This is a genomic window from Sphingomonas sp. PL20 (assembly GCF_017875905.1).
In the GTDB taxonomy this organism is placed as follows: Bacteria; Pseudomonadota; Alphaproteobacteria; order Sphingomonadales; family Sphingomonadaceae; genus Sphingomonas; species Sphingomonas echinoides.
The window spans coordinates 4,610,833-4,631,974 of record NZ_JAGINH010000002.1 but is presented as its reverse complement, the minus strand read 5'-3'; the positions used below and the strand labels follow the sequence as shown (position 1 = coordinate 4,631,974).

Below are 21,142 nucleotides of genomic sequence, written 5' to 3'. Positions count from 1 at the left end.
CCCGCAGAAATCTGCGGGTTTAAGGGTCTTTAAGGGCTTTTGCGCTAGGGGCATGGGGATGGATGCCACCGCCGAATCTGCGAATCCCCCTGCCGAATCGCTATCGAATCAGGTGCGGAGTGCCGTGATCTGGCGATCGGGCAGCCAGATTCTCGCGCAATTGGTGCAATGGGCATCGACCTTCCTCGTGATTCGGATCCTCGACCCGCACGATTACGGGCTGTTTGCGATGACCGGGGTGGTGCTGGTCTTCCTCAACATGCTCAACGGCTATGGACTGGCCAGCGGATTGATCCAGAAGCCGGAGATCACACCACGCGACGTGCGCCAGTTGTTCGGCATGTTGCTGTTGCTCAACGGTGCGCTCGCCGCGGCGCAGGTCTTCGTGCTCGCCCCCGCCGCCGCGGCATATTATCGCCAGCCGATCGTCGCGCACCTGCTGCAGGTCCAGGCGCTGCTCTATCTGACCACCCCCTTCATTGCGCTGCCCTACGCGCTGCTATCCCGCACGCTGGAATTCAAGCTGCAGGCGCGGGTGAACATTCTTGCGTCTATTGCCAGTGCGAGCGCGGCGCTTGCTGGCGCGCTCGCCGGATTGGGTGTGTGGACGCTCGTGCTCGCGCCCCTGGTCCTCTTCAGCGTTCGCGCGATCGGGATGACGATCGTCGCCAAATCGCTGGTATGGCCGAGCTTCAATTTCCGCGGCGCGGGCACGCTGGCGCGCTATGGCGGGGTGATGGCGGTCGGCCAGCTCTTCTGGTTCGCGCAAAGCCAGGCCGATGTGTTCATCGCCGGTCGGCATTTCACCCCGCACACGCTCGGCATCTACACCGAGAGCCTGTTCCTGACGCAGGTGTTCGTTTCGAAATTCGTGCCCCCGCTCAATGAAGTCGCCTTTTCGGCCTATGCGCGGATCCAGCATGATCGCGCGTTGGTCGCCGCCGCTTTTGCGCGATCGGTGCGGATCATCATGCTTGCAGCCCTCCCTTTCTATTTCGGCCTGGCCGCCACCGCCGAACCGCTGGTGCTGACGGTGCTGGGCGAAAAGTGGCGCGAAGCCGCGCCCATCGTGCATTTGCTGGCGCTGGCCATGCCATTCATGACGCTGCAGGTGTTGCTGCAGCCGGCGTGCGACGCCTGCGGGCGACCGGGAATCGGCGTGCGCAACGGCGCGGTCGGCGCGCTGGTGCTGACGATCGCGTTTCTGATCGGAGTGCATTGGGGTGCGCCCGGCCTCGCCACGGCGTGGATCTGCGCCTATCCTGCCTATCTCGGCGTCAGCTTGTGGCGATCGCTGCCGGTGATCGGGGCCTCGCCGCGCGCGATCGCCGATGCCATCGCGCCCGCGTTGCTCGCGGCGCTGGCGATGGCATTGGCGGTGACGCTGGTCGACGATGCCCTGCCCGCAATGCATCCCTTCCCGCGCCTTGCGCTGCTGGTGGCGGTCGGCGCGGGCGTCTATGGTGGCTGGCTCGCGCTGTTCGCGCGCGGCGTGGTACGCGAAATGATCGCGGTGGTGCGCAAACAGCCCGCGCCGCTGGCGCCCGCCTAAGCCGACTGAATGTAGCTGCGCATCGCCTCGGCATCGGCCTCGATCCGGTCGATGCGATATTTGACGAGATCGCCGATCGACACGAAGCCGATCACCGTATCCCCCTCGACCACCGGCAAATGGCGGATTCGCCGCCGTGTCATCAGCGAGAGCGCACCGATCACCGCCTCGCCCGGCGTCACGGTGATCGGCGGTGCGGTCATCGTATCGCCGACGCTGCGCGCCATCGCGTCTGCGCCATGCGCGTGGATCGCATGAATCACGTCGCGTTCGGAAAAGATGCCGACGACGCGGTTGCCCTCCATCACCGGCACCGCGCCGACGCGGCGCGTCGCCAGCACCGCCACCGCGTCGCCGACGCTCTGCTGCGCGGTGATCGAAATTACTTCGCGGCCCTTATTGCCCAGGATTGCTGCGATCGTCATCGGCTCTCTCCTACTGCGCTCGTCATTCGAGTCTCTCAGGCGCTTGAGGATTTCACGTTTCGCGCTCTATGGGAAGCAATGACGACTCCGCCCGGCCTTGATGATCCCGACTATGCCGCCTTTGCCTGGGCACGCTTTCGCCGCATCCTCGGCTGGATGGCGGTGCTGGCGGCGGTGTTCATCGTCGCGGCGATCGTGGTGCTGCAGCATGTTTATGGCCCGATGGGGTGGGTCGCGATTCTCGCGGTCATCGGCGGCGCGGGCGGATCGATCATGCTGAGCGCGGTGCTGATGGGCTTGATCTTCCTGAGCTCGGGTTCGGGCCATGATGAATCGGTCGATCGGCGGGATTGAGGGAGGGCCACCCTCGGACGCTTGAGCGCGATGATTTCACTTCGCCCCGTTCGTTTCGAGCGAAGTCGAGAAACAGCAACAATCGCTGTGCCAGGTTTCTTGCATGTTGCGGCTGGCCTGATCTGGTGATCCAGAAGGGTTGACCTGCAGGGGTGGCCGCCCCTGCAGGTCGGACGGGCGGGACCGTGGGTTTCTGGGCTATGTGCCGCAGTCGAGCGTGGTCCGTCCGTCCTCTTTGTCTGGCCTGAACAGATGATGGGGAGCAAGACCCGAATGCAAGAAAAGGCCGAGGCAACGCCGACGATCCATGTCGGCATCGATGTGAGCAAGGCGCATCTCGATGTGCATCTGCACCCGCTGGGCGAGCGGTTGCGCGTGACCAACGATGCGCACGGCCACCGCCACCTTGTGGCGCTGCTCACCCAGCACGCGGTGGCGCTCGTGCTGATGGAGCCGACCTCGCGCTATCACCGCGCCGTCCATCGTCGGCTGCATGAAGCCGGTCTGCCGGTCGCGCTCGCCAATCCGCTGCGCGCGCGGCTGTTCGCCCAGGCGTCCGGCACGCTCGCCAAGACCGATGCGATCGATGCCGCGATGCTGGCGCGCATGGCCGAGCGGCTTGGCCCCGATCCGGTCGCCCCGCCGACACCGGCGCAGGAGGAGCTTCAGGAACTCGCCAGCGCCCGCCAGGCTGCGATCGCTGAACGCACCGCGCTCGGCAATCGTCTCGCCGCTGCCACCAGCGCCTTCCTGCGGCGCGAACTCGCCACCCGCCTGCGCGCGCTCGAGCGCCATATCGCCCGGCTCGATAGCACGATCGACGCCATGATCCGGGCCGATCACGAGCTCGACCGCAAGGCCCGCATCCTGCGTTCAATCCCCGGCGTCGGCCCCGTCACCTCGCTCGCCTTCCTCGCCCAGCTCGGCGAACTCGGCCGCATCACCGCCAAGCAGGCCGCAGCCCTTGCCGGGCTCGCTCCCTTTGCGCGGGATAGCGGGACATCCCAGCCAAAGCGCCGCATCCATGGCGGGCGTGCCCAGCTCCGCTGTGCCCTCTACATGGCGGCGCTGAGCGCCAGCCGCCGCAACGCCGATCTCAAACGATTCTACCAAGGCCTCATCGAACGCGGCAAACCCGCCAAACTGGCGCTCGCTGCCGTCGCCCGCAAAATCGTCGTCCTTGCAAACACCCTCATCACTGAAAATCGACACTGGACGCAAGTCACCCCTTGACCGCCAACACAGATGCTCGACTTCGCTCGAAACGAACGGAACTGGTGAAAGATCACCCGATTCTAATCGCTATCCTTGATGCGGTAGCTGAAGCTGCGGCTGCCATTGGCGGGGATCTCCACCGACCACACCGCTTTGCCATCCTTGCGCGTGAGCTTCTCCGTCGTGCGCGTCATGCGCGGCAAATCCTCGCCCGCGAAACGGGCCTCGAAGCGCACGGGATAGGGATTGGCGTTGCGCGCGGTGAGGCGATACGCTTCCCAATCTTTGCTACTGTCGGGATGCGCGCTTTCGATCGTCACCTGGCTGGCCTCGGCGACGCCGGCTTCGACCTCTTCGCCCACCGCCTTATCGGCAATCGCGCCCTCGCCGATCAGCAGCGCCGTGTCGCCGCGCGGCTGGAACAAGGCGACCGGGCCCGCTGGGAGCGGCACGCCCAGCCCCTGATCGGTCCGGTTGCGCAGGCGCAGCGTGATCCGGGGGGCCTCGGCATCGCCATTGCTGTCGACCGTCGAGACATAGACGATGCTGACCGGCACAGCCGCGCGATCGAGCAAGGCCACCTGCTTTTGCGCGAGCGCGGCGACGGTGGTGCGATCGGGCACGCGGTAGAGTTTCAGGTCGCCAAGATCTTCCTGCTGAACCATCGCGCGCCGTAAGCGAGTCCCTGTGACGACGATATCCGCCTCAAACGCCATCGGCGCGGGTGCCGGAGGAGCCGAAACCGCCATCATCGGAACCTCGATGGGATGTGCGAAACACGCAAAAGTGAGCGACTCGTCGCGGGCACTCCAGGCTGGATTGGGTGCGCTGCCTTCGCGCTTGACCGCCCCCGCCACCACCATCGTCTCGGCATTAGCGAAGCTGGTGGTGTCGCTGCTGGCCAGCGTCACCCACGCGAGCAGATCGGCGCTCTGGCCATCGGGGCGCAGCGTCGCGACATAATTGGCCTGCCAGTCAAACCCCCAGGCGAGATAGGAGAGCGTCACGGTGCCGCTCGCTGCGGCGGGCGAATCGAGCTCGACCGACAGCGTTGGCTTGGCAGCAAGCGCAGGGGGCACGCGGTTATAGACCAGCGCATCCTGCGATGGTGCGCAATCGGCGGCGATGAAGCCGTCGCGCGTCTGCAGGATCGCAGCACCATCCGGCCCCGAGCGGAGGATCGCGTCCTCCTCGACGATGCGCTTGGCGATCGTCCGCCGGATCGTCACCGGACGGCCAAAGCTGCCCGCGTAAAGGCTGCGCGGCGAGAGCAGATCGGCATCGAGATTTTTCTCGCGCACCCCCTGCGGCAGGCCGGTGACGATCGCGCTTTCGGGCAGAATCCCCGCCGCCACACCTTCAAAGCGCAGCGTCGTCTGCCCCGCCGGGATGGTCACGCGGCGCTGTTCGGTGATCAGCGCATAGCCTTGCAGCCAGGCGCGATCGATCGCCTGATCGGGCGCACGCCGGGGCGCACGGTAGATCGTCACGGCAACGCGGCCGGGCCCGGGCGATACAGTTTGCGCGGGTGCCGCGCTCGCCAGCGCGCCGACCAGCAGTGCCACCATCCAGCGCAGCACGCGCCGCACCGCGCTCAGAACCGCGTGTCGAAGGTCGCAGTGACGCTCGCCGTTCCGTTGGCGGGGACGGCGACCTGCCACACCGCCTCATCGGCATCGGCGCGGGTGCTCGGCTGGCTTTCGTCGGTGATCTTGGTGTCGTGCCACCAGCCATCAAGACCGGCCTGGGCGAGTTCCACTGTCACGCCCTGCGCGCGCGCATTGGTGAGGGTATAGCGCATCGTCGTGCGCCAGCGCTCGCTCGAAATCCGCTCGCGCTTTTCCACCACGGGCAGGATCTTCACGTCGAACGCTTCACCGGTCTTGAGCGCGAGCTTCGATCCCATCGGGGTGTGCGGAATTTCGCTTTCGCCGATGAATTGCGGCGCGCCACGCGCATCGCGCATATAGACGCGCACCGTGCCTGCCGGCAGCGCATCGCCAAGACCGCCCTCGCGCGACGAGCTGAACCTCAGCACCGTGTCGACGCTGACCGCCTCGTCCAGCTTTTGCAGCCAGGGGTTGCGGTAGAAATAGGTTTTGGCCGCCAGTGCCCCGGCCACGTCGAGGAAGCTGACTTGCTTGGTCTGCGCATTGGCGATCGTGGTGCGCTCAGCCAGTGGATAGAGATAGAAGTCGCCAAGCTGCTCACGGCGCGCCGTCTCGGTGCCAGCCTGATTGCCGCGCGGGCCGGGCGTGCCGCGACCACCGTAAAAGCTCGGGCGATTGCCGCCGTCGACCGTGCCGACCGCCCCCGCGACCAGCAGCGTCTTCGCGGCGTTGAAGGTGGTGCCGGTGGTGTTGGTCAGCGTGACCCAGCCCTGCACGTCGAGCTTGCCGGCTTTCTCATCGAACAAGGCGACATAGTCGGCCTTCCACCTCAGCCCGCGCGACAGATAGTTGAGTGTCGCCGGGCGCGTGCCTGCGTTCGCGCTGTCGAGCGTCACCGACAAGGTCGGCCGCGCGCGCAAATTGGCGGGAAGCGACGGGAACACAACACGGCCAGCATTGCTGTCGAGGATCTCGATGCGGTTGCCGACCTGGACGATCGTGCCGCCATTATTGGCGAGCACGCGGGCCGCCTCGCGCGTCTCGGCGCCAGTCGCCGGGTTGGTGCGCACCAGCGTCACGCTTTGGCCGACCGATTTGTTCATCAAGGTTTCGGGCGAGAGAAGGTCGTAATCGAAATTCTGCTCGACAATCCCGGCCCCGGCGGCGGTGAGCGTCACCGTCTCAGGGCGGATCTGCGCCGAGACGTCGGCGAACTCCTGGCGCGATCGACCGCGCGGCAGGGCCAATTGTCGGGTATCCTGGATCAGCGCGAGATTATTATTGTAGATGGTGACCGACAGCTCCCCCTGCGCGCTGCTCGCGACCAGGTCGGGGGCGGCGCTTTGCGCGGTCGCCACGCCGGGCAGGCAGAGCATCGTCGTCGCCAGCCACATGCGCATGTCATCGCTCTCCCGTTATCGCGGGCCTAGGCTATGGATATAACAACGATGTTACAATCCCATCGTCAGGCCCGCGAGAAGGAGCCGCCGGTTACTCGCTTGGCGTGCTCGCCGTGCTGCCAGGTGGGCGACCGCGACGGCGGCGCGGCTTCTCGATCACTTCGCCCTCGCTGTCGGACTCGACGACGGCGGAGAGGTTGAGCGACGGCGGCAGGCGATCGGCGGTGAAGCCGCTATCCTCGTCAGCGTCTTTCACCACGGCAACCACAACGGGCTCGCGCCGCGGACGGCCCCGACCACGACGCGGTGCCTCCGCAACCGGCTCGACCGCCACCACGCCTTCAACGGCAGGCGCACCTTCAAACGGCACAACCGTTTCCGTCGGCACCGCAGCGTCGTTCGCCTCGGGGGTCCGCGCTACGCGGTCTTGCCGCTCATAGCGATCGCCACGCGGACGGCGCTCACCGCGCTCTTCGCGCGGCGCGTCGGCCTGCCGTTCATAACCGCCTTCGCCGGCTTCGCTGGCTTGCGCGTTGCCGTTCGCCCGGCCCCGTCCGCGATCATCATAGCCCTGACCTGAACCGCGCGCTTCGGCTGCGCCATTCTGCGGCGCGGCATTCTGGTTGCCGTTTTGCTGATGGCCACCATTCTGGTTGTAGGAGCGATTACCGTCCTGACGGCCATCCTGGCGCCCATCCTGGCGGTTGCCGTCCTGACGATAGCCATTTTGCTGGCCGTTGCCGTTCTGGCCGCCACGCTGCTGGTCGCCGCGCGGCTGCTCCTGAACGCGTTCGCCCTCATCTTCATAATCGGGCTCGTCTTCATCGAGCGTCGCGCCCTGGATGCGGCGGGTCGATGGCGCGCCGCCATTTTCCTCGAAGCGCGCGCGGGTCTCGGCCAGCACGCGGAAGTAATGATCGGCAAATTGCAGATAATATTCGACGTTGACGCGGTCACCCTGCATCTGCGCATCGCGCGCAAGCGTCTTATATTTCTCGAGCAATTGGGCGGCATTGCCGCGCGCGCGATTGTCGATGCGATTGCCGGTGTCCTGACGACCCGGATTGCCACCCGACGAGCGCTGCTGCTGCCCGCCACGGCCGCGACGGCGGCCGGCCTGACGATTATTGATCAAGTTCTTGTTGTCCTGTGCTTGGAAACCAACCCGGCCGTGCTCCAACAAATCTGGATGCAAATGCCCCCGGCACCGCCGCCGACCATCGGCAACGCGCGCCCGCCACGGTCGCCGGACGACAGCGACTGCATGACTAAGGATGCAGGCTACAGCCCGTTTTCAACCAGTTGCGATGAAAACGCGAGCCCCTGCGCCGTTCAATAGCGACTGCAAAGCCAATCGCCAAGCGGAATATTATGACCGTCGCGTGACCAATTCGGACGAGTGCGTCGCAATCAGCGCGCGCGGACGCCCGCCGAGATCATGGCGCAGCGCCACGGCGAGGCCCTGCGCTTCCAGCAGCGCGGTGACGGCAGCGGCCTGCGTCGCCCCGATTTCAAGGATCGCGGCACCACCTGGCGCGAGCAAGCGGGGCAGTTGCGGGGCGATGCGGCGATAATCGTCGAGCCCGTCCGATCCTGCGAACAGGGCAGCACCCGGTTCATGGTCGCGCACCTCGGCCGGAAGGTGCTCCTGCGTACCGATATAGGGCGGATTCGACAGGATCAGGTCGAACGCCTCGGTCACGCCCTCGCCCCAATCGCCCCGCCGCAAGGTTGCGCGCGCGCCCAGCCCGAGCGCAAGCCGGTTGCGTTCTGCATAAGCCAGCGCCTCGGGCGACGCATCGACGCCCAATCCGGTGGCCGCAGGCCATTGGTCGAGCGCCGCCAGCAACAAGGTGCCAGGCCCAGTGCCCAGATCGAGAACGGTCTTGGGGCCAGCCGTGCCGAAATGTTCGACCGCCGCCTCGATCAGCGTCTCGCTATCGGCGCGCGGCACCAGCACCCCCGGCCCCACCGCCAGCTCGATCGTCCAGAAGGCGCGGCTGCCGGTGATATAGGCAATCGGCTCATGCGCGAGCCGCCGCGCCAGCAGCGGGCCGAAGCTGTGTGGCGTGGGGGAATCGAGCCGCTGGAGCAGCAGCGTTTCGCGAGAAACGCCGAGTGCATGCGCCATCAGCAGTTCGGCATCGAGCCGCGGCGTCGCCGAGACAGGAGTAAGCGCGGTGGTTGCCGAAGCGAGCGCGACTCTAACTCCCCTCCCGCGTGCGGGAGGGGTTGGGGGAGGGGCTGTCATAATTCGTACCGCGCGCTTATCGCACTGCCCTCCCCCAGCCCCTCCCGCACGCGGGAGGGGAGTTTAAGAGTCAAGGCTCGCCAACCGCTCGGCCTCGTCCTGCGCGATCAGCGCGCCGAGCAGTTCATCCATCTCGCCCGCCAGAATCTCGGGCAACCGGTGCAGCGTCAAGTTGATGCGGTGGTCGGTCACGCGCCCTTGCGGGAAATTATACGTCCGAATCCGCTCCGAACGATCCCCCGATCCAACCATCGATTTGCGGGCACCCGCACGCTCCTGGTGCAGACGGTCGCGCTCGGCCTCGTACAAACGGGTGCGCAGCACGCGCATCGCCTTGGCTTTGTTTTTGTGCTGGCTCTTCTCGTCCTGCTGGATGACGGTGAGGCCTGTCGGGATATGGACGATGCGCACCGCCGAATCGGTGGTGTTGACCGATTGCCCGCCCGGCCCCGACGAGCGGTAAATGTCGATGCGGAGATCCTTGTCCTCGATCTTGACGTCGACTTCCTCGGCCTCGGGCAGCACCGCGACCGTCGCGGCCGAGGTGTGGATGCGCCCCTGCGCCTCGGTCGCGGGCACGCGCTGAACGCGGTGGACGCCGCTTTCGAACTTCAACTTGGCGAACACGCCCTTGCCCTCGACCGAGGCGATCGCTTCCTTGAAGCCGCCGCTTTCGGACGAGGAGGTCGAGATCAGCTCGACCCGCCAGCCCTGGCTTTCGGCATAACGCTGATACATGCGGAACAGGTCGGCGGCGAACAAGGCAGCCTCGTCCCCACCGGTCCCGGCGCGGATTTCGAGCATCGCGGCGCGTTCATCCGCCGCATCGCGCGGCAGCAGCGACAATGCCAGCGCGCGCTCGGCCAGCGGCAGGCGCTCGCGAATCGTGTCGATTTCCTCGCGCGCCATCGTCTTGATCTCGGGGTCACCGTCATCTTCCATGCCGGCCAGCACATCGAGCTCGGCGCGCAAACGCCGCACCTCGCCCGCCGCGCGCGCAACGGGTTCAAGCTCGGCATATTCCTTCGACACCTGCACGAAGCGGTCCGACGGCAAATCCCCGGTCGCCATCAGCGCCGAAAGCTCGTCACGCCGCGCTTCGATCTGGCGGATGCGGTCTGGGGAGATGGAAGTCATGCGTCGGGCTTCGAGAGAATTCTGAACTCACCAGGTTCGGTGAGCGTACCCTTCCCGTAAGGCGTAATGAAATTAGCCTTGCAGCTACTTTGAACTTTGAACCAAATACCGCGCAGCCTTGATTGATCACCTCGAAGCCAACGCATGTCGATCAACGCGCGATCATTCGTCCCGGTGACCCTGTCGCTAACTGTGACGATCGATTGCGGATTCTGCCGCTTGGCCTTGTCGAAACGCTTCCGCTCGCTGCCGCTGGCCACTACTTCAACTGAATACCCAGCGTGCCGAACATCGCGCGCGATGCGGAGCGCAACATCGGTCAATTCATCTGCTTCAAGCACTATAGCGAGATCAAGCTCGTCAACCTCCGGCTCCTCCGTCAACATCGCCAGCCGCTCGATCCCCGCCGCCCAGCCAACGCCCGCCGTCTCCGGCCCGCCAAGCGAGCCGATCAACCCATCATAGCGCCCGCCCGCCAGCACGGTGCCCTGCGCACCCAAGCGATCTGTTACGAATTCGAACGCGGTGTGCCGGTAATAATCGAGCCCGCGCACCAACCGCGCATTGCGCGTCCACGCCACGCCCGCCGCGTCCAGCCCCGCCGTCACCGCATCGAAGAACGCGCGCGCTTCGGGCGTGAGATAGGCGTCGATATCGGGTGCCGAATCCGCCACCGGCCGGTCACGCGGGTCTTTCGAATCCAGAATGCGCAGCGGGTTCTTCTCCAGCCGCGCCAGGCTGTCCTCGCTCAGCGCACCCCGATGCGCCTCGAAATGCGCGACCAACGCCGCGCGCCACGCATCGCGCGTCTCGGCATCGCCCAGCGTGTTGAGCTGCAGCGTGACGCCCTCGGTGATGCCCAGCTCCCGCAGCAACTGGTCCGCCAGCACGAGCAATTGGACATCCGCCAACGGTTCGGCATCACCAATCACTTCGGCGTCGATCTGGTGGAACTGGCGGAAGCGGCCCTTTTGCGGGCGTTCGTAACGGAATACCGGACCGTGCGTCACAATCTTCAGCGGCGCATATTGCTGCCAGCCTTCGGTCAGATAAGCGCGCGCGATGCCAGCCGTGAATTCAGGCCGCAGCGTCAGCGAATCGCCACCGCGATCCTCGAAGGTGTACATCTCCTTCGACACTACGTCGGTCGTTTCGCCGAGCGAGCGCGCGAACACCGCCGTCGATTCAAACACGGGCAGCTCAACGCGCTGGAAACAATAGAGTCGCCGCACCCTGTCAAAGGTGTCGACCACGCGCGCAAAGCGCCGCTGATCGTCGCCGAAGATGTCCTGCGTGCCGCGAATGCGTTTGGGGGTTTCAATGCGTGCCATAAAGGCTCGCTCTCTAAGCGAGCCGCGCACCAAGCGCCAGATGCTTGTGCATAACGGCCATGACAGCGCTTGACAGGGCCTTCGCTGCATCGCAGCATTGTCGCAACGGGAACGGCCACAGTTCCCTTTTCAGCATCCGCAGGACTCCACCCGGCTCGTTTCGGAAAGGTAGCTATGCGTCCGTTTGCTTCCCAAAGTCCCGCCGCTTTTGCGTCCCACACCGTCCCCTTTTCCGCATGAGCTTGTTGATCGCATGGGGGCCCGCGATCATTGCCCTGCTCGCCGCTGGTCTGTTTGCCGGTTTTGCCGCCGGATTGTTCGGCATCGGGGGCGGATTCGTCGTCGTACCGGCGATGATCGCGTTGTTGCCGCTACTCGGCGGTAGCCACGCCGAATATACCCATGTCGCGATCGGCACGTCCTTCGCCACGATCGTCATTACCGCGCTGCGCTCGACGCTATCGCACGCCAAACGCGGGGCGGTCGATTTCGAGATCCTGAAAAGCTGGGCCCCGTGGATTATCGGCGGGGTCGGCATCGGCGTGATGCTCGCGCGCGTGCTGACTGGCCAGGCGCTCTCGATCATCTTTGCGGTTGGCATCACGCTGATGTCGATCAACTTCCTCGTGCCCAAGCTCGCGCGCCGTCAGGTCAGCGATACGATGCCGACTGGCGTGGTGCGCGCAGGCATCGCCGGAAGCCTTGGCATCTTTTCCTCACTGCTCGGCATTGGCGGCGGCACGGTCGCGGTGATCGTGATGACGCTGTGCGGCCGCTCGATCCACAAGGCGATCGCGACGGCGGCGGGCTTCGGCTTCATCATCGCAGTGCCGGGCACAATCGGCTGGATGCTGATCGGCCTGGGCAAGCCCGGCCTTCCGATCGGGTCGATCGGCTATGTCAATTTCCTGGGGGCGGCGATCATCACCTCAATGTCGATCCTGACCGCGCCGCTTGGCGTCGCGTCGGCGCACGCTCTGCCGGCCGAGCCGCTCAAGCGCGTGTTTGGCGTGTACTTGCTGTTCATCGCCGGGGTCATGTTCAACCGCGCGATGCATATGTGATTTGCGCTGGCTCAAAAGCGCGGTAGCACCGCGCCGATGACCCTGAACCTCGGCAAGAGAATCGCCCCGCCCCGCTTCATCCTGTTCACGATTCTGTTCGTGGCCGGGCTGTTCTTCGCCATTCCCGCCTTTGGCTGGGGGCGCGGCACAATGGGGGCGTTCGATGTCGCAGCGGCGGTGTTTCTGATCGCGATCTCGACCTTGCTGCGCAAGGGCAAGGCCGATCAGATGCGCAAGGCCGCCGCCGCGAATGACGCCAACCGCGCAGGGTTGCTGGTGCTGACCGGGCTGACCATGGTCGTCATCCTCACTTCGGTCGCCAAGGAAATGCAGGAGAAAGCCAATCTCGTCGCGACGGTGCTCGTCATCGTGACGCTGGTGCTGGCGTGGCTCTTCTCCAATTCGGTCTATGCGCTGCATTATGCGCATCTGTTCTATTCGGATTGCGACGGGGACGGCAAGGATGCCGGTGGCCTGGAAATCCCCAATTGCGCCGAACCGGATTATTGGGATTTTTTATATTTCAGCTTCACGCTCGGCATGACCTTCCAGACCTCCGACGTCGAAATTTCCTCGCGCCAGATCCGCCGCGTCACGCTCGGCCATTGCCTGGCGGCGTTCGTCTTCAACATCGGCGTACTCGCCTTTACCATCAACGTGCTCGGCAGCAGCAGCACGTCCTAGGCTGGACGCCGACCGCATGAGCCGCTTAGATCACCGTCACAGCAATCCTTACACGAAAGAATCCCGAATGATCCGTCGTGCCGCGCTCACTACCCTGTTGCTCGCCACCGCCGCCCCGGTGTTGGCGGAAAATTCCAAGCCGCAGCCAGTGCCCTATGTCGACACGATCCCACCTGCGCAGGACATTCGCTTCCCCGGTACGATCACGCTCGACATTGACGCGACCGATACGCGCCGCGGCATCTTCACGACGCGTGAAACGATCAGCGGCGTCTCGGCGGGTCATATGGTGCTGCTCTTCCCGAAATGGCTGCCCGGCAACCATTCGCCGACGGGCCAGCTCGACAAGCTTGCCGGGCTGCACATCCGCGCGGGCGGCAAGGAACTGGCGTGGACGCGCGATCCGGTCGATGTCTACGCCTTCCACATCGACCTGCCCGCCGGGGCCAAAGCGCTCGACATCGATCTGCAATTCCTCTCCGCCACTGCCGGGGACCAGGGTGCGGTGGTGATGTCGCCCAACATGCTGCGGCTGCAGTGGAATTCGATGAGCCTCTATCCGGCGGGCTATTTCACCCGGCAGATTCCGGTAAAGGCGACGGTGAAATATCCGGCGGGCTGGACCGCGTCGTCGGGCCTGCCGTCGAAGGCGACCGGGTCGACCTACAGCTATGACAAGACCAATTACGAAATCCTGGTCGACTCGCCCGTGCTCGCGGGGCGCTATTACAAGCAATGGCCGCTGAGCCCGCGCGTCAATCTCGACGTCTATGCCGACAATGCCGCCGAACTGGCAGCCACACCCGAACAGATCGATGCACATAAGAAACTCGTCGAGCAGGCGGTCAAGGTGTACGGTGCGCAGCATTACGACACCTATGAATTCCTGCTGTCGATTTCCGACGTGATGGGCGGCATCGGGCTGGAACATCACCGCTCATCCGAGGACGGGGTCAAACTCGGCTATTTCACCAAGTGGAAGGAAGGCCCCGGGCCGCGCAACCTGCTGCCGCACGAATACAACCATAGCTGGGACGGCAAATTCCGCCGTGGTGCCGACCTGTGGACCCCCGATTACCGCACGCCGATGCGGGGCAGCCTGCTCTGGGTCTATGAAGGCCAGACGCAATTCTGGGGCTATGTCTTCCAGGCGCGCTCGGGCCTGGTGTCGAAGCAGGACACGCTTGACGGCTATGCTTCGATCCTCGCCAGCCTCGACAATCGCCCGGCGCGTAACTGGCGTGACCTGGTCGACACGACCAACGACCCGACGATTTCGCAGCGCCGCCCGAAGGGCTGGGTCAGCTATCAGCGCTCGGAAGATTATTACAATGAGGGCTTGCTGGTGTGGATGGAGGTCGATTCGATCCTGCGCAAGCAGTCCGGCGGCACCAAGTCGATCGACGACTTCGCCACCAAATTCTTTGGCTTGAACGACGGCGACTATGGCGAGGTGACCTACACCTTCGACGATGTCGTTTCGACGCTCAACGCGATCCAGCCTTATGACTGGGCCACCCTGCTCAACACGCGCTTGACCGAAACGGGCGCACCAGCCCCGCTCAAGGGCTTTGAGGCCAATGGCTATAAGCTCGTCTATACCGACACCCCCTCGCTCGCGTTCAAGAATGCCGAGGCCACGCGCAAAAGCACCGATCTGACCTACTCGCTGGGCCTTACGCTCAACAAGGATGGCGGCATCACCGGCGTGGGCTGGGATACACCCGCGTTCAAAGCTGGCGTGACGATCGGCAACACCGTCGTTGCGGTGAACGGCACCGTTTTCTCGGATACGGCGCTGAAGGCCGCCGTGACCGCAGCAAAGACCGGCACCGACCCGATCGTGCTGCTGATCAAGTCCAATGACAGCATCACCCCCGTCAGCATCGACTATCATGGCGGGCTGCGCTATCCGCACCTGGAGAAAATCGGCACCGGAGAGGGTGGCTTGGATCGGTTGCTGACAGCCCGCTAAGCGGCTGCACTACAGACCTGCATCAGTTTAAGGATTTAGCATGCGTATCGACATGATTCCGGTCGGCAAGAGCCCGCCCGATGACCTGAACGTGATCATCGAAGTGCCAACCGGCGGCGAGCCGGTAAAGTATGAGTTCGACAAGGCCAGCGGCGCGCTGTTCGTCGATCGCATCCTGCACACGCCGATGCGCTACCCGGCCAATTACGGCTTCGTGCCGCACACGCTGTCGCCCGATGGCGATCCGCTCGATGCTTTGGTCATCGCACGCTCGCCCTTCATTCCCGGTTGCGTCGTGCGCGCCCGGCCGATCGCCGTGCTCAATCTGGAAGATGAAGCCGGCGGCGACGAGAAGCTCGTCTGTGTGCCCGTCGATTCGACCTTCCCTTATTATTCGAACGTCAACGAACGCGGCGACATGCCCGAGATCGTGTTCGAACAGATCGAACACTTCTTCACGCACTATAAGGATCTGGAGAAGAAGAAGTGGGTGCGCATCGGCACTTGGGGCGACCGCGACGAAGCGCGCCGCATCGTGACCGAGGCGATCGAACGCTACCACGCGGCCAAGACCGACAAGGTCTCCGCCTGAACGCATTCGGGCGGTGCGGTCGGGATTGTCCGAACCGCACCGCCCGATCGTGCTTCCAAGATCCTCAAGGCACAAGCGCGGCGGGGCCCCGTCGGCTGGTCGCTACCGCCCGATCGAGCTGTAGCTAAATCCGGCCTTTTCGACGTCGCCTGGCCGATAGACGTTGCGCAGGTCGACCATCACCGCACCGGCCATCGTTGCCGCCAACCGCTTCAGATCCAGCGCGCGGTAAATATCCCACTCGGTCACGATCACCACCGCGTCCGACCCCGCAGCGGCTTCATAGGCATCGTTGCAATACACCACATCGGGCATCATCGCCCTCGCAATCTCCATGCCTTCGGGATCATGCGCCCGAATGCTTGCCCCTGCATCGAGCAAGCTCTGGACGATCGCCAAGCTCGGCGCATCGCGCATGTCATCGGTATTGGGTTTGAAGGTCAGGCCGAGTACGGCAACGGTCTTGCCCTTGGCCTCGCCCCCCAGCGCCGTAATGACTTTCCGCCCCATCGCACGCTTGCGCGTGTCGTTGACTTGCACGACGGCCTCGACAATCCGGACCGGCGTCTCGTAATCCTCCGCCGTCTTGAGCAGAGCAAGCGTGTCCTTGGGGAAGCACGAGCCGCCATAGCCGGGTCCGGCATGCAGGAATTTGGAGCCGATCCGATTATCGAGGCCGATGCCGCGCGCAACGTCCTGAACGTTTGCACCGACGGCCTCGCACAAGTCCGCGATCTCGTTTATGAAGGTGATCTTTGTCGCGAGAAACGCATTCGCTGCATATTTGATCAGCTCGGACGTGCGGCGCCCGGTGAACAGAATCGGGCTCTCGTTCAGATAAAGCGGACGATAGATATCGCGCATCACCTGTTGGGCACGCGCATCGTCGGTGCCGATGACGATACGATCGGGGCGTTTGAAGTCTCCGATCGCAGCACCCTCGCGCAGGAACTCCGGATTGGACACGACCGCGATCGGAAAGTCGCCGGCCAGTTCGGTCAGAATTTCCTCGACCTTATCGCCCGTGCCGACAGGAACGGTCGACTTGGTCACCACCACCAGCGGGCCATCGATCGCCGCAGCGATCTCCCGGGTGGCTGCGAAAACATAGCTCAGATCGGCATGGCCATCGCCGCGCCGCGATGGGGTTCCAACCGCAATGAAGACGGCATCTGCGCCGGACACCGCCGCCTTAAGGTCGGTGGAAAACGTCAGACGTCCTGCGGCGACATTGGTCGCCACCAAAATGTCGAGGCCAGGTTCAAAGATCGGCATCTTGCCCGCTTCCAGCGCGGCGATCTTGTCGGCGTCTTTGTCGACGCAAATCACGTCATGGCCGAAATCGGAAAAGCACGCGCCGGAGACAAGGCCGACATAGCCCGAGCCAACCATCGTAATTCGCATGATGTCTCCCTAACCCATTGTGCATTGCGACAGCGCGAATGGGACGTCGGTTGAGAACGATGCCCCGGCGGTGCCGTCATGGTGTCGCAACATCGCCGCCATGCGCTCGCATGCCGGGATTGTCGATATCACAAAAAAATGGGGAGGCCAGCTTACGCTGACCTCCCCACAATTTTTCGTCTTCAGGTAAAGGCTTAGTTGCCCGAACCCGGACCGTAGGTGACTTCGACGCGACGGTTCTGCACTTCGCGAACGCCATCGGCGGTCTGAACGCGAAGGTGAGCAGGATCTTCACCGAACGCTTCGGTCGAGATCACACCATCGGGGATCGAGTGGGCGGTCATGTACGCACGAACCGCGTCGTTGCGGCGCTGCGACAGGGCCAAGTTGTACTTCGGCGTACCCGAGCGATCGGTGAAGCCGGCCAGCATGACCTTTGCGCTACCGCAGTTCTGATACTGTGCAACCGCACCGTCCAGGATTGCTGCTGCTTCAGGCGTAACGTCCGACTTGTCCCATTCGAAGAACACGATGAACGGACCGGGCGAGCACGGCACTGCAACCGGTGCGGGCGGCGGTGCGGGGGGCTCAGGAGCCGGAGCCGGAGCGGGTGCCGGAGCAGGCGGCGGCGGCGGAGCAGCAGGCTCACCGAAGTTGTAGGTCAGGCCACCCAGCAGGCTGTGCGTGCGGAACTTGCTCGCATACGAACTGCCAGCAATGTCGACCAGCTTGACGTTGTCGGCGGTGAAGAAACGATACTTCAGCGAGACGTCAACGTTCTTCGAGATCGGGGCGCGGATACCCGCAATGCCCTGATACGCGAAAACCGTATCGCTGTCGTTCAGGAAGCGCGAAGCGCCGAGCGAAACGCCTTCCTTGACGCGTGCGACACCGACACCGCCGCCGACGAAGCCCTGGACCTCATCCGAATCACCGAAATCGAGCAGGCCGTTGACCATGAAGCTCAACGCCGAGCTACGACCGCCAGCGCCGCCGTAGCTGCCGGCCGGGAAACCGCCCGGCGTCGTCACGGTGGAGCGATACCCGTTCACATCGGCGCTCTTGTAACCGACCTCGGTTTCGATACGGAACATGCCAAGGTCGTAACCGATGACGCCATCGACGTCATAGCCATAACGGTGGTCAGCGGTGCTGGCACCCTTGATCGAATTGATGTCGAACTTCACGTCCTCCACAATCATCGCGCCACCCTCGACGCCGACGTACCACGACTTATCGCGGGCGAGGGCAGGTGTGGCGACGATCGCGGTGGAGGCAAGCGCCATAGCAACGGCAAGCTTCCGCATAAAAAAACCCCTTCTTCTGGTTGTCACTCGGACAGCGCAAACTCCCTACCCAAAGGAATGTTTCCACGCAAGCGCACAAATAGATGCGACTGTGGCATAATAGCCACAAGGCGAAGCGGGAAACCGCCGAAAAAGCAGTGACCTTCACGCGGCGATGAGGCCATGCGACCGCAATGCAGCAAGGACTGCGGCGAGCGCCGCACGCGCCTCGATGTCGATCATCGATCCACCCGTCGGAACCGAGATCGGCGGCTGCTGTTGCCCGACAACCCGGTGCCCTGACACGAAAACCCCGGCCCCGGTAATCTCCCCGACGCGCCAATGCGATCCATCGAAACGGGCGAACGCGGAATCCGCCCTGCTCCACGCGGTCATCCCGTCGCGGGCTGCAAGGAAGCGCCAGCCAGCACTGGTCCACCCGGCGATCGCGTTTCCACTGCCTGTCCACGCGCCCGTCGGTGCTGGACCGACGACCCAGCACGCGCCCAAATCCGGGCTGGCCGGAGGTGCCCCGAGCCCCACCGCTTCCACCACCGGTTGCACCGCAAAATCCAGCAAGGTCAGCGCCTCGTTGTGCGACACTTCCTTCTGCGCCTGCCCGACCTGAAGCAGAGGCAACCCCAAGCGCACGCTCATTTGGTCGTTCATTTCCGGTCCTTTCTCAATCCACCCAAGCGGGGATCATGCCGTTGAGGGCGGCCGACTCGCCGTGCGCGCCGACCTGACGCACCGCGAGCGACAGTCCCGCAATCCGGTCTGCGCGCTGCACCGTTAGCGCAGCTTCGGTGGTCTGAACCGCGACTGCCCGCCCGTCGGGGGAGACCAGCGCAACACGGTAGACCTCGCGCTCTTCGGCCAATGGCGCGTCGACTCCGTCGACCCAGCGCAAGCCCGCCCGGCTGCGACGAATCCATCGTACGGCGACATCGCCATTGCCCAGCTCGCACCAGGTCAGATGGGTCGGCGAAAGCGGCAGAATCGATCGCCCCGTCAGCGCGACGGTCACGTCGACCGGACCGCCCACATCACCGAGCCCCGATGCCAGGATCCGCACATCGGTTCCCAGCGTGGCTGTCGGCACGTCGAGCGTTACGGCCGCGTCCGGTTCGAGCAACACGAAGCGATCGCCCGCACGCTGCATCCCGATCGCGGCCTCGGTCGCACGCCGTCCCCGGAGGAGAACCGCGAGGTGCCACCGTGTCGCCGTGATTTGCGTCGCTTCGCCGAATTGCAGCAACTCATTCCCGACCAGGGCCAAATTGACCCCCGCATCGAGCGCACCTGCGTCTGCTCCCGCCAACGCCATAGCGGCATGAGCCAATTCAACCTCGATCACATTGGCGCGATCGACGATCTCCGCGCCTGCCATCCCAAGCGGCGCCACGATCTGCCCAAGGATTCCCGGCACAGCCGTAGCCCCCGCGGCCACCCACCGCGCGCCTCCATCGTTGCTGTACAGCAACGCCGCCCTGCGCCAGCCTGGCTGCGTCCCCGCCGCCACGATCGTTACGCGCGGAACCGAGAGGACGCTATCATCCGGCGGCGGCGCTTCGAACGCGGCAAGCAATGTTGTGCCGGTCACGACGTCGGGCGCAGGCAGCACACGACCGGCGCTCGCCGAAACGGGCGCGGTTCCGGCGGCAAGGCGGACGCATTCCAGCGACAGCACCATATGCTCCAGCGCCCACCCCGTGACTCGCCAGACGCCCGCCACGCCCGTAATCGAGACGCACGCCCCAGGGGCTACGGTGAGCGAGTTCCAGCCGAGCGTGACCGTGCGCCGCTCCCGGGCAGCCTCGGCCCGGGCGAGCACCGCCTCGGCCATCGTCTTTGCGCTGTCGGCAGCGATCACCGCCGGCATCTCGACCCGGTCTTCGCGGACCCCCGCGCCCGGTCGCCGCGCCTGCTGCACCCCGGTCTGATAATCGCGCGCCGGGTCGTAATGCGCCAGCTTTACGTGGCGCGGCACCGTCTCCAGCGCCGCCATCGCGCGACCGTGCTTGCCGCGTGCCGCCCCGTTTGCGACGGTTTCGCCATCTGCGATCGCATGGTCGGGGGCAATCCCAGCCCGCATCCGCAGGGCCCGCCCGTCCGGGGCAAACCACGCTCCTCCCGCGACCGCCAGCGTCTCGGCGACCGCGCGCACGCTATCGCCATTGGCCGCAAAACCCGTCACCGCCTGCGTGGCGGCGCTTCCATCGATCCTCCCGTCTGCCAATTCCTGCGCGATCGCGCCGACGCTGACCGGCGCGGCATCGGCAACCACCTCAAAGGTCAGCGAAGGGATGCGATTGCCGTAATCGGCCAGCTCGAGATGCTCGAACACCGCATAAGCAAGCCCGCGATGCGCAGGCGTCAGCCCCACCCCTTCCGCAGACGCGATTAGCGGGTCGACCGCCTGGCCCTCCCCGCCCGCATGTAGGCGAAAGCCGGTCGCGCTCTTGAAGTCCCCGCCGGCACCGCGCAACAATTTGCCATCCGCCCAAATGCGCCCGACGCTCTGGATCGGCCGACCCGACAGCGCCACCGCGAACGACGCCGAATAGCTGTAACTGGTCGTGCTTGGCTGTCCCTTGCCGCCGCCACTGCTGGTTCTGCTCTCGATCAGATCGGTCGACCAGATCACGCAACCACCCACGCGCATCGTCCCGAAGACGCGTTGCAGCGGCGTGCCATAGCTCGACGTCTGCAGGTGCAGTTCGCTCAGCCTGGGGCCCTCGCGCCCTTTGGGCTTGAACAGCACTTCGCGATCCAGGGCGTTGCCGATCACCGCGCCAATCGCGCTGCCGATCGGCCCACCCACAATCCCGCCGACGGTCGAAAGAATGAGAGTCGCCATCG

18 protein-coding genes are annotated in these 21,142 nt (G+C 64.7%); 7 read left to right on the top strand and 11 right to left on the bottom strand.

The genetic code is table 11. The features are described 5' to 3' along the window. Positions 1-58: 58 nt before the first annotated feature. Positions 59-1,552, top strand: coding sequence for a lipopolysaccharide biosynthesis protein (locus tag H4W01_RS22025; RefSeq protein ID WP_209613187.1), 1,494 nt, complete (start codon positions 59-61; stop codon positions 1,550-1,552). On the opposite strand, the gene H4W01_RS22020 is transcribed toward H4W01_RS22025, so the two are convergent. After that, positions 1,549-1,977 carry a CBS domain-containing protein gene (locus tag H4W01_RS22020; RefSeq protein WP_209613186.1) on the bottom strand — a complete coding sequence of 143 codons (429 nt, stop codon included), beginning with the start codon at positions 1,975-1,977 and terminating at the stop codon, positions 1,549-1,551. The two genes, H4W01_RS22025 and H4W01_RS22020, sit on opposite strands and share 4 nt — an antisense overlap. Positions 1,978-2,055: 78 nt before the next feature. Between H4W01_RS22020 and H4W01_RS22015 the strand changes: the two genes are divergently transcribed. Both H4W01_RS22015 and H4W01_RS22010 read left to right on the top strand, forming a co-directional pair. Next, positions 2,056-2,331 carry a hypothetical protein gene (locus H4W01_RS22015; RefSeq protein WP_209613185.1) on the top strand — a complete coding sequence of 92 codons (276 nt, stop codon included), beginning with the start codon at positions 2,056-2,058 and terminating at the stop codon, positions 2,329-2,331. Positions 2,332-2,604: 273 nt separating this feature from the next. Beyond that, a complete protein-coding gene (locus H4W01_RS22010) occupies positions 2,605-3,564 on the top strand; it encodes an IS110 family transposase (RefSeq protein WP_209610096.1) in 960 nt (319 codons plus the stop codon). 62 nt (positions 3,565-3,626) lie between these two features. Here the strand turns inward: H4W01_RS22010 and H4W01_RS22005 are convergent, their stop codons facing one another. The 6 genes from H4W01_RS22005 to hisS all read right to left on the bottom strand — a co-directional run bounded on the left by H4W01_RS22005 (position 3,627) and on the right by hisS (position 11,275). After that, the gene (locus tag H4W01_RS22005; protein WP_334685406.1) at positions 3,627-5,126 is read right to left on the bottom strand and encodes a DUF4139 domain-containing protein; all 1,500 of its coding nucleotides are present in this window, start codon (positions 5,124-5,126) and stop codon (positions 3,627-3,629) included. Between the two features lie 14 nt (positions 5,127-5,140). Beyond that, positions 5,141-6,556 carry a DUF4139 domain-containing protein gene (locus tag H4W01_RS22000; protein ID WP_209613183.1) on the bottom strand — a complete coding sequence of 472 codons (1,416 nt, stop codon included), beginning with the start codon at positions 6,554-6,556 and terminating at the stop codon, positions 5,141-5,143. 91 nt (positions 6,557-6,647) lie between these two features. Further along, positions 6,648-7,691, bottom strand: a complete 1,044-nt coding sequence (locus H4W01_RS21995) for a DUF4167 domain-containing protein (RefSeq protein WP_209613182.1) — start codon at positions 7,689-7,691, stop codon at positions 6,648-6,650. Between the two features lie 234 nt (positions 7,692-7,925). After that, complete coding sequence (gene prmC / locus H4W01_RS21990) at positions 7,926-8,807, bottom strand: peptide chain release factor N(5)-glutamine methyltransferase (protein WP_209613181.1); 882 nt, start codon at positions 8,805-8,807, stop codon at positions 7,926-7,928. Between the two features lie 63 nt (positions 8,808-8,870). Then, entirely contained in the window at positions 8,871-9,944 is a 1,074-nt protein-coding gene (gene prfA / locus H4W01_RS21985; RefSeq protein ID WP_209613180.1) for a peptide chain release factor 1, read from the bottom strand. Beyond that, positions 9,941-11,275, bottom strand: coding sequence for a histidine--tRNA ligase (gene hisS, locus H4W01_RS21980; RefSeq protein WP_334685405.1), 1,335 nt, complete (start codon positions 11,273-11,275; stop codon positions 9,941-9,943). The genes prfA and hisS overlap by 4 nt, the downstream gene beginning before the upstream one ends. A gap of 236 nt (positions 11,276-11,511) precedes the next feature. Here hisS and H4W01_RS21975 point away from each other — a divergent pair, with 236 nt between their 5' ends. From H4W01_RS21975 to ppa, 4 genes are all read left to right on the top strand, one after another. Then, positions 11,512-12,339, top strand: coding sequence for a sulfite exporter TauE/SafE family protein (locus tag H4W01_RS21975; RefSeq protein WP_010406326.1), 828 nt, complete (start codon positions 11,512-11,514; stop codon positions 12,337-12,339). Positions 12,340-12,375: 36 nt separating this feature from the next. After that, positions 12,376-13,023 carry a DUF1345 domain-containing protein gene (locus H4W01_RS21970; RefSeq protein WP_010406325.1) on the top strand — a complete coding sequence of 216 codons (648 nt, stop codon included), beginning with the start codon at positions 12,376-12,378 and terminating at the stop codon, positions 13,021-13,023. A gap of 67 nt (positions 13,024-13,090) precedes the next feature. Beyond that, complete coding sequence (locus H4W01_RS21965) at positions 13,091-14,998, top strand: M61 family metallopeptidase (protein ID WP_209613179.1); 1,908 nt, start codon at positions 13,091-13,093, stop codon at positions 14,996-14,998. A gap of 40 nt (positions 14,999-15,038) precedes the next feature. Beyond that, positions 15,039-15,590 carry an inorganic diphosphatase gene (gene ppa, locus H4W01_RS21960; protein WP_010406323.1) on the top strand — a complete coding sequence of 184 codons (552 nt, stop codon included), beginning with the start codon at positions 15,039-15,041 and terminating at the stop codon, positions 15,588-15,590. Between the two features lie 102 nt (positions 15,591-15,692). Here the strand turns inward: ppa and H4W01_RS21955 are convergent, their stop codons facing one another. The 4 genes from H4W01_RS21955 to H4W01_RS21940 all read right to left on the bottom strand — a co-directional run bounded on the left by H4W01_RS21955 (position 15,693) and on the right by H4W01_RS21940 (position 21,140). Continuing rightward, the gene (locus tag H4W01_RS21955) at positions 15,693-16,994 is read right to left on the bottom strand and encodes a UDP-glucose dehydrogenase family protein (protein WP_209613178.1); all 1,302 of its coding nucleotides are present in this window, start codon (positions 16,992-16,994) and stop codon (positions 15,693-15,695) included. A gap of 194 nt (positions 16,995-17,188) precedes the next feature. Continuing rightward, the gene (locus H4W01_RS21950) at positions 17,189-18,301 is read right to left on the bottom strand and encodes an OmpA family protein (protein WP_334685404.1); all 1,113 of its coding nucleotides are present in this window, start codon (positions 18,299-18,301) and stop codon (positions 17,189-17,191) included. Positions 18,302-18,445: 144 nt separating this feature from the next. Next, positions 18,446-18,949: a DUF2793 domain-containing protein gene (locus H4W01_RS21945; protein ID WP_209613177.1), complete on the bottom strand. Its 504-nt coding sequence runs from the start codon at positions 18,947-18,949 to the stop codon at positions 18,446-18,448. Positions 18,950-18,962: 13 nt separating this feature from the next. Next, complete coding sequence (locus H4W01_RS21940; RefSeq protein WP_209613176.1) at positions 18,963-21,140, bottom strand: phage tail protein; 2,178 nt, start codon at positions 21,138-21,140, stop codon at positions 18,963-18,965. Between the last annotated feature and the right edge of the window lie 2 nt (positions 21,141-21,142).

Bases quoted from the DNA above. Each gene is read 5' to 3' on its own strand.
- H4W01_RS22025 (WP_209613187.1), top strand. From the start codon at position 59: ATGGATGCCACCGCCGAATCTGCGAATCCCCCTGCCGAATCGCTATCG.
- H4W01_RS22020 (WP_209613186.1), bottom strand. From the start codon at position 1,977: ATGACGATCGCAGCAATCCTGGGCAATAAGGGCCGCGAAGTAATTTCG.
- H4W01_RS22015 (WP_209613185.1), top strand. From the start codon at position 2,056: ATGACGACTCCGCCCGGCCTTGATGATCCCGACTATGCCGCCTTTGCC.
- H4W01_RS22010 (WP_209610096.1), top strand. From the start codon at position 2,605: ATGCAAGAAAAGGCCGAGGCAACGCCGACGATCCATGTCGGCATCGAT.
- H4W01_RS22000 (WP_209613183.1), bottom strand. From the start codon at position 6,556: ATGCGCATGTGGCTGGCGACGACGATGCTCTGCCTGCCCGGCGTGGCG.
- prmC (WP_209613181.1), bottom strand. From the start codon at position 8,807: ATGACAGCCCCTCCCCCAACCCCTCCCGCACGCGGGAGGGGAGTTAGA.
- prfA (WP_209613180.1), bottom strand. From the start codon at position 9,944: ATGACTTCCATCTCCCCAGACCGCATCCGCCAGATCGAAGCGCGGCGT.
- hisS (WP_334685405.1), bottom strand. From the start codon at position 11,275: ATGGCACGCATTGAAACCCCCAAACGCATTCGCGGCACGCAGGACATC.
- H4W01_RS21975 (WP_010406326.1), top strand. From the start codon at position 11,512: ATGAGCTTGTTGATCGCATGGGGGCCCGCGATCATTGCCCTGCTCGCC.
- H4W01_RS21970 (WP_010406325.1), top strand. From the start codon at position 12,376: ATGACCCTGAACCTCGGCAAGAGAATCGCCCCGCCCCGCTTCATCCTG.
- H4W01_RS21965 (WP_209613179.1), top strand. From the start codon at position 13,091: ATGATCCGTCGTGCCGCGCTCACTACCCTGTTGCTCGCCACCGCCGCC.
- ppa (WP_010406323.1), top strand. From the start codon at position 15,039: ATGCGTATCGACATGATTCCGGTCGGCAAGAGCCCGCCCGATGACCTG.
- H4W01_RS21955 (WP_209613178.1), bottom strand. From the start codon at position 16,994: ATGCGAATTACGATGGTTGGCTCGGGCTATGTCGGCCTTGTCTCCGGC.
- H4W01_RS21950 (WP_334685404.1), bottom strand. From the start codon at position 18,301: ATGCGGAAGCTTGCCGTTGCTATGGCGCTTGCCTCCACCGCGATCGTC.
- H4W01_RS21945 (WP_209613177.1), bottom strand. From the start codon at position 18,949: ATGAACGACCAAATGAGCGTGCGCTTGGGGTTGCCTCTGCTTCAGGTC.
- H4W01_RS21940 (WP_209613176.1), bottom strand. From the start codon at position 21,140: ATGGCGACTCTCATTCTTTCGACCGTCGGCGGGATTGTGGGTGGGCCG.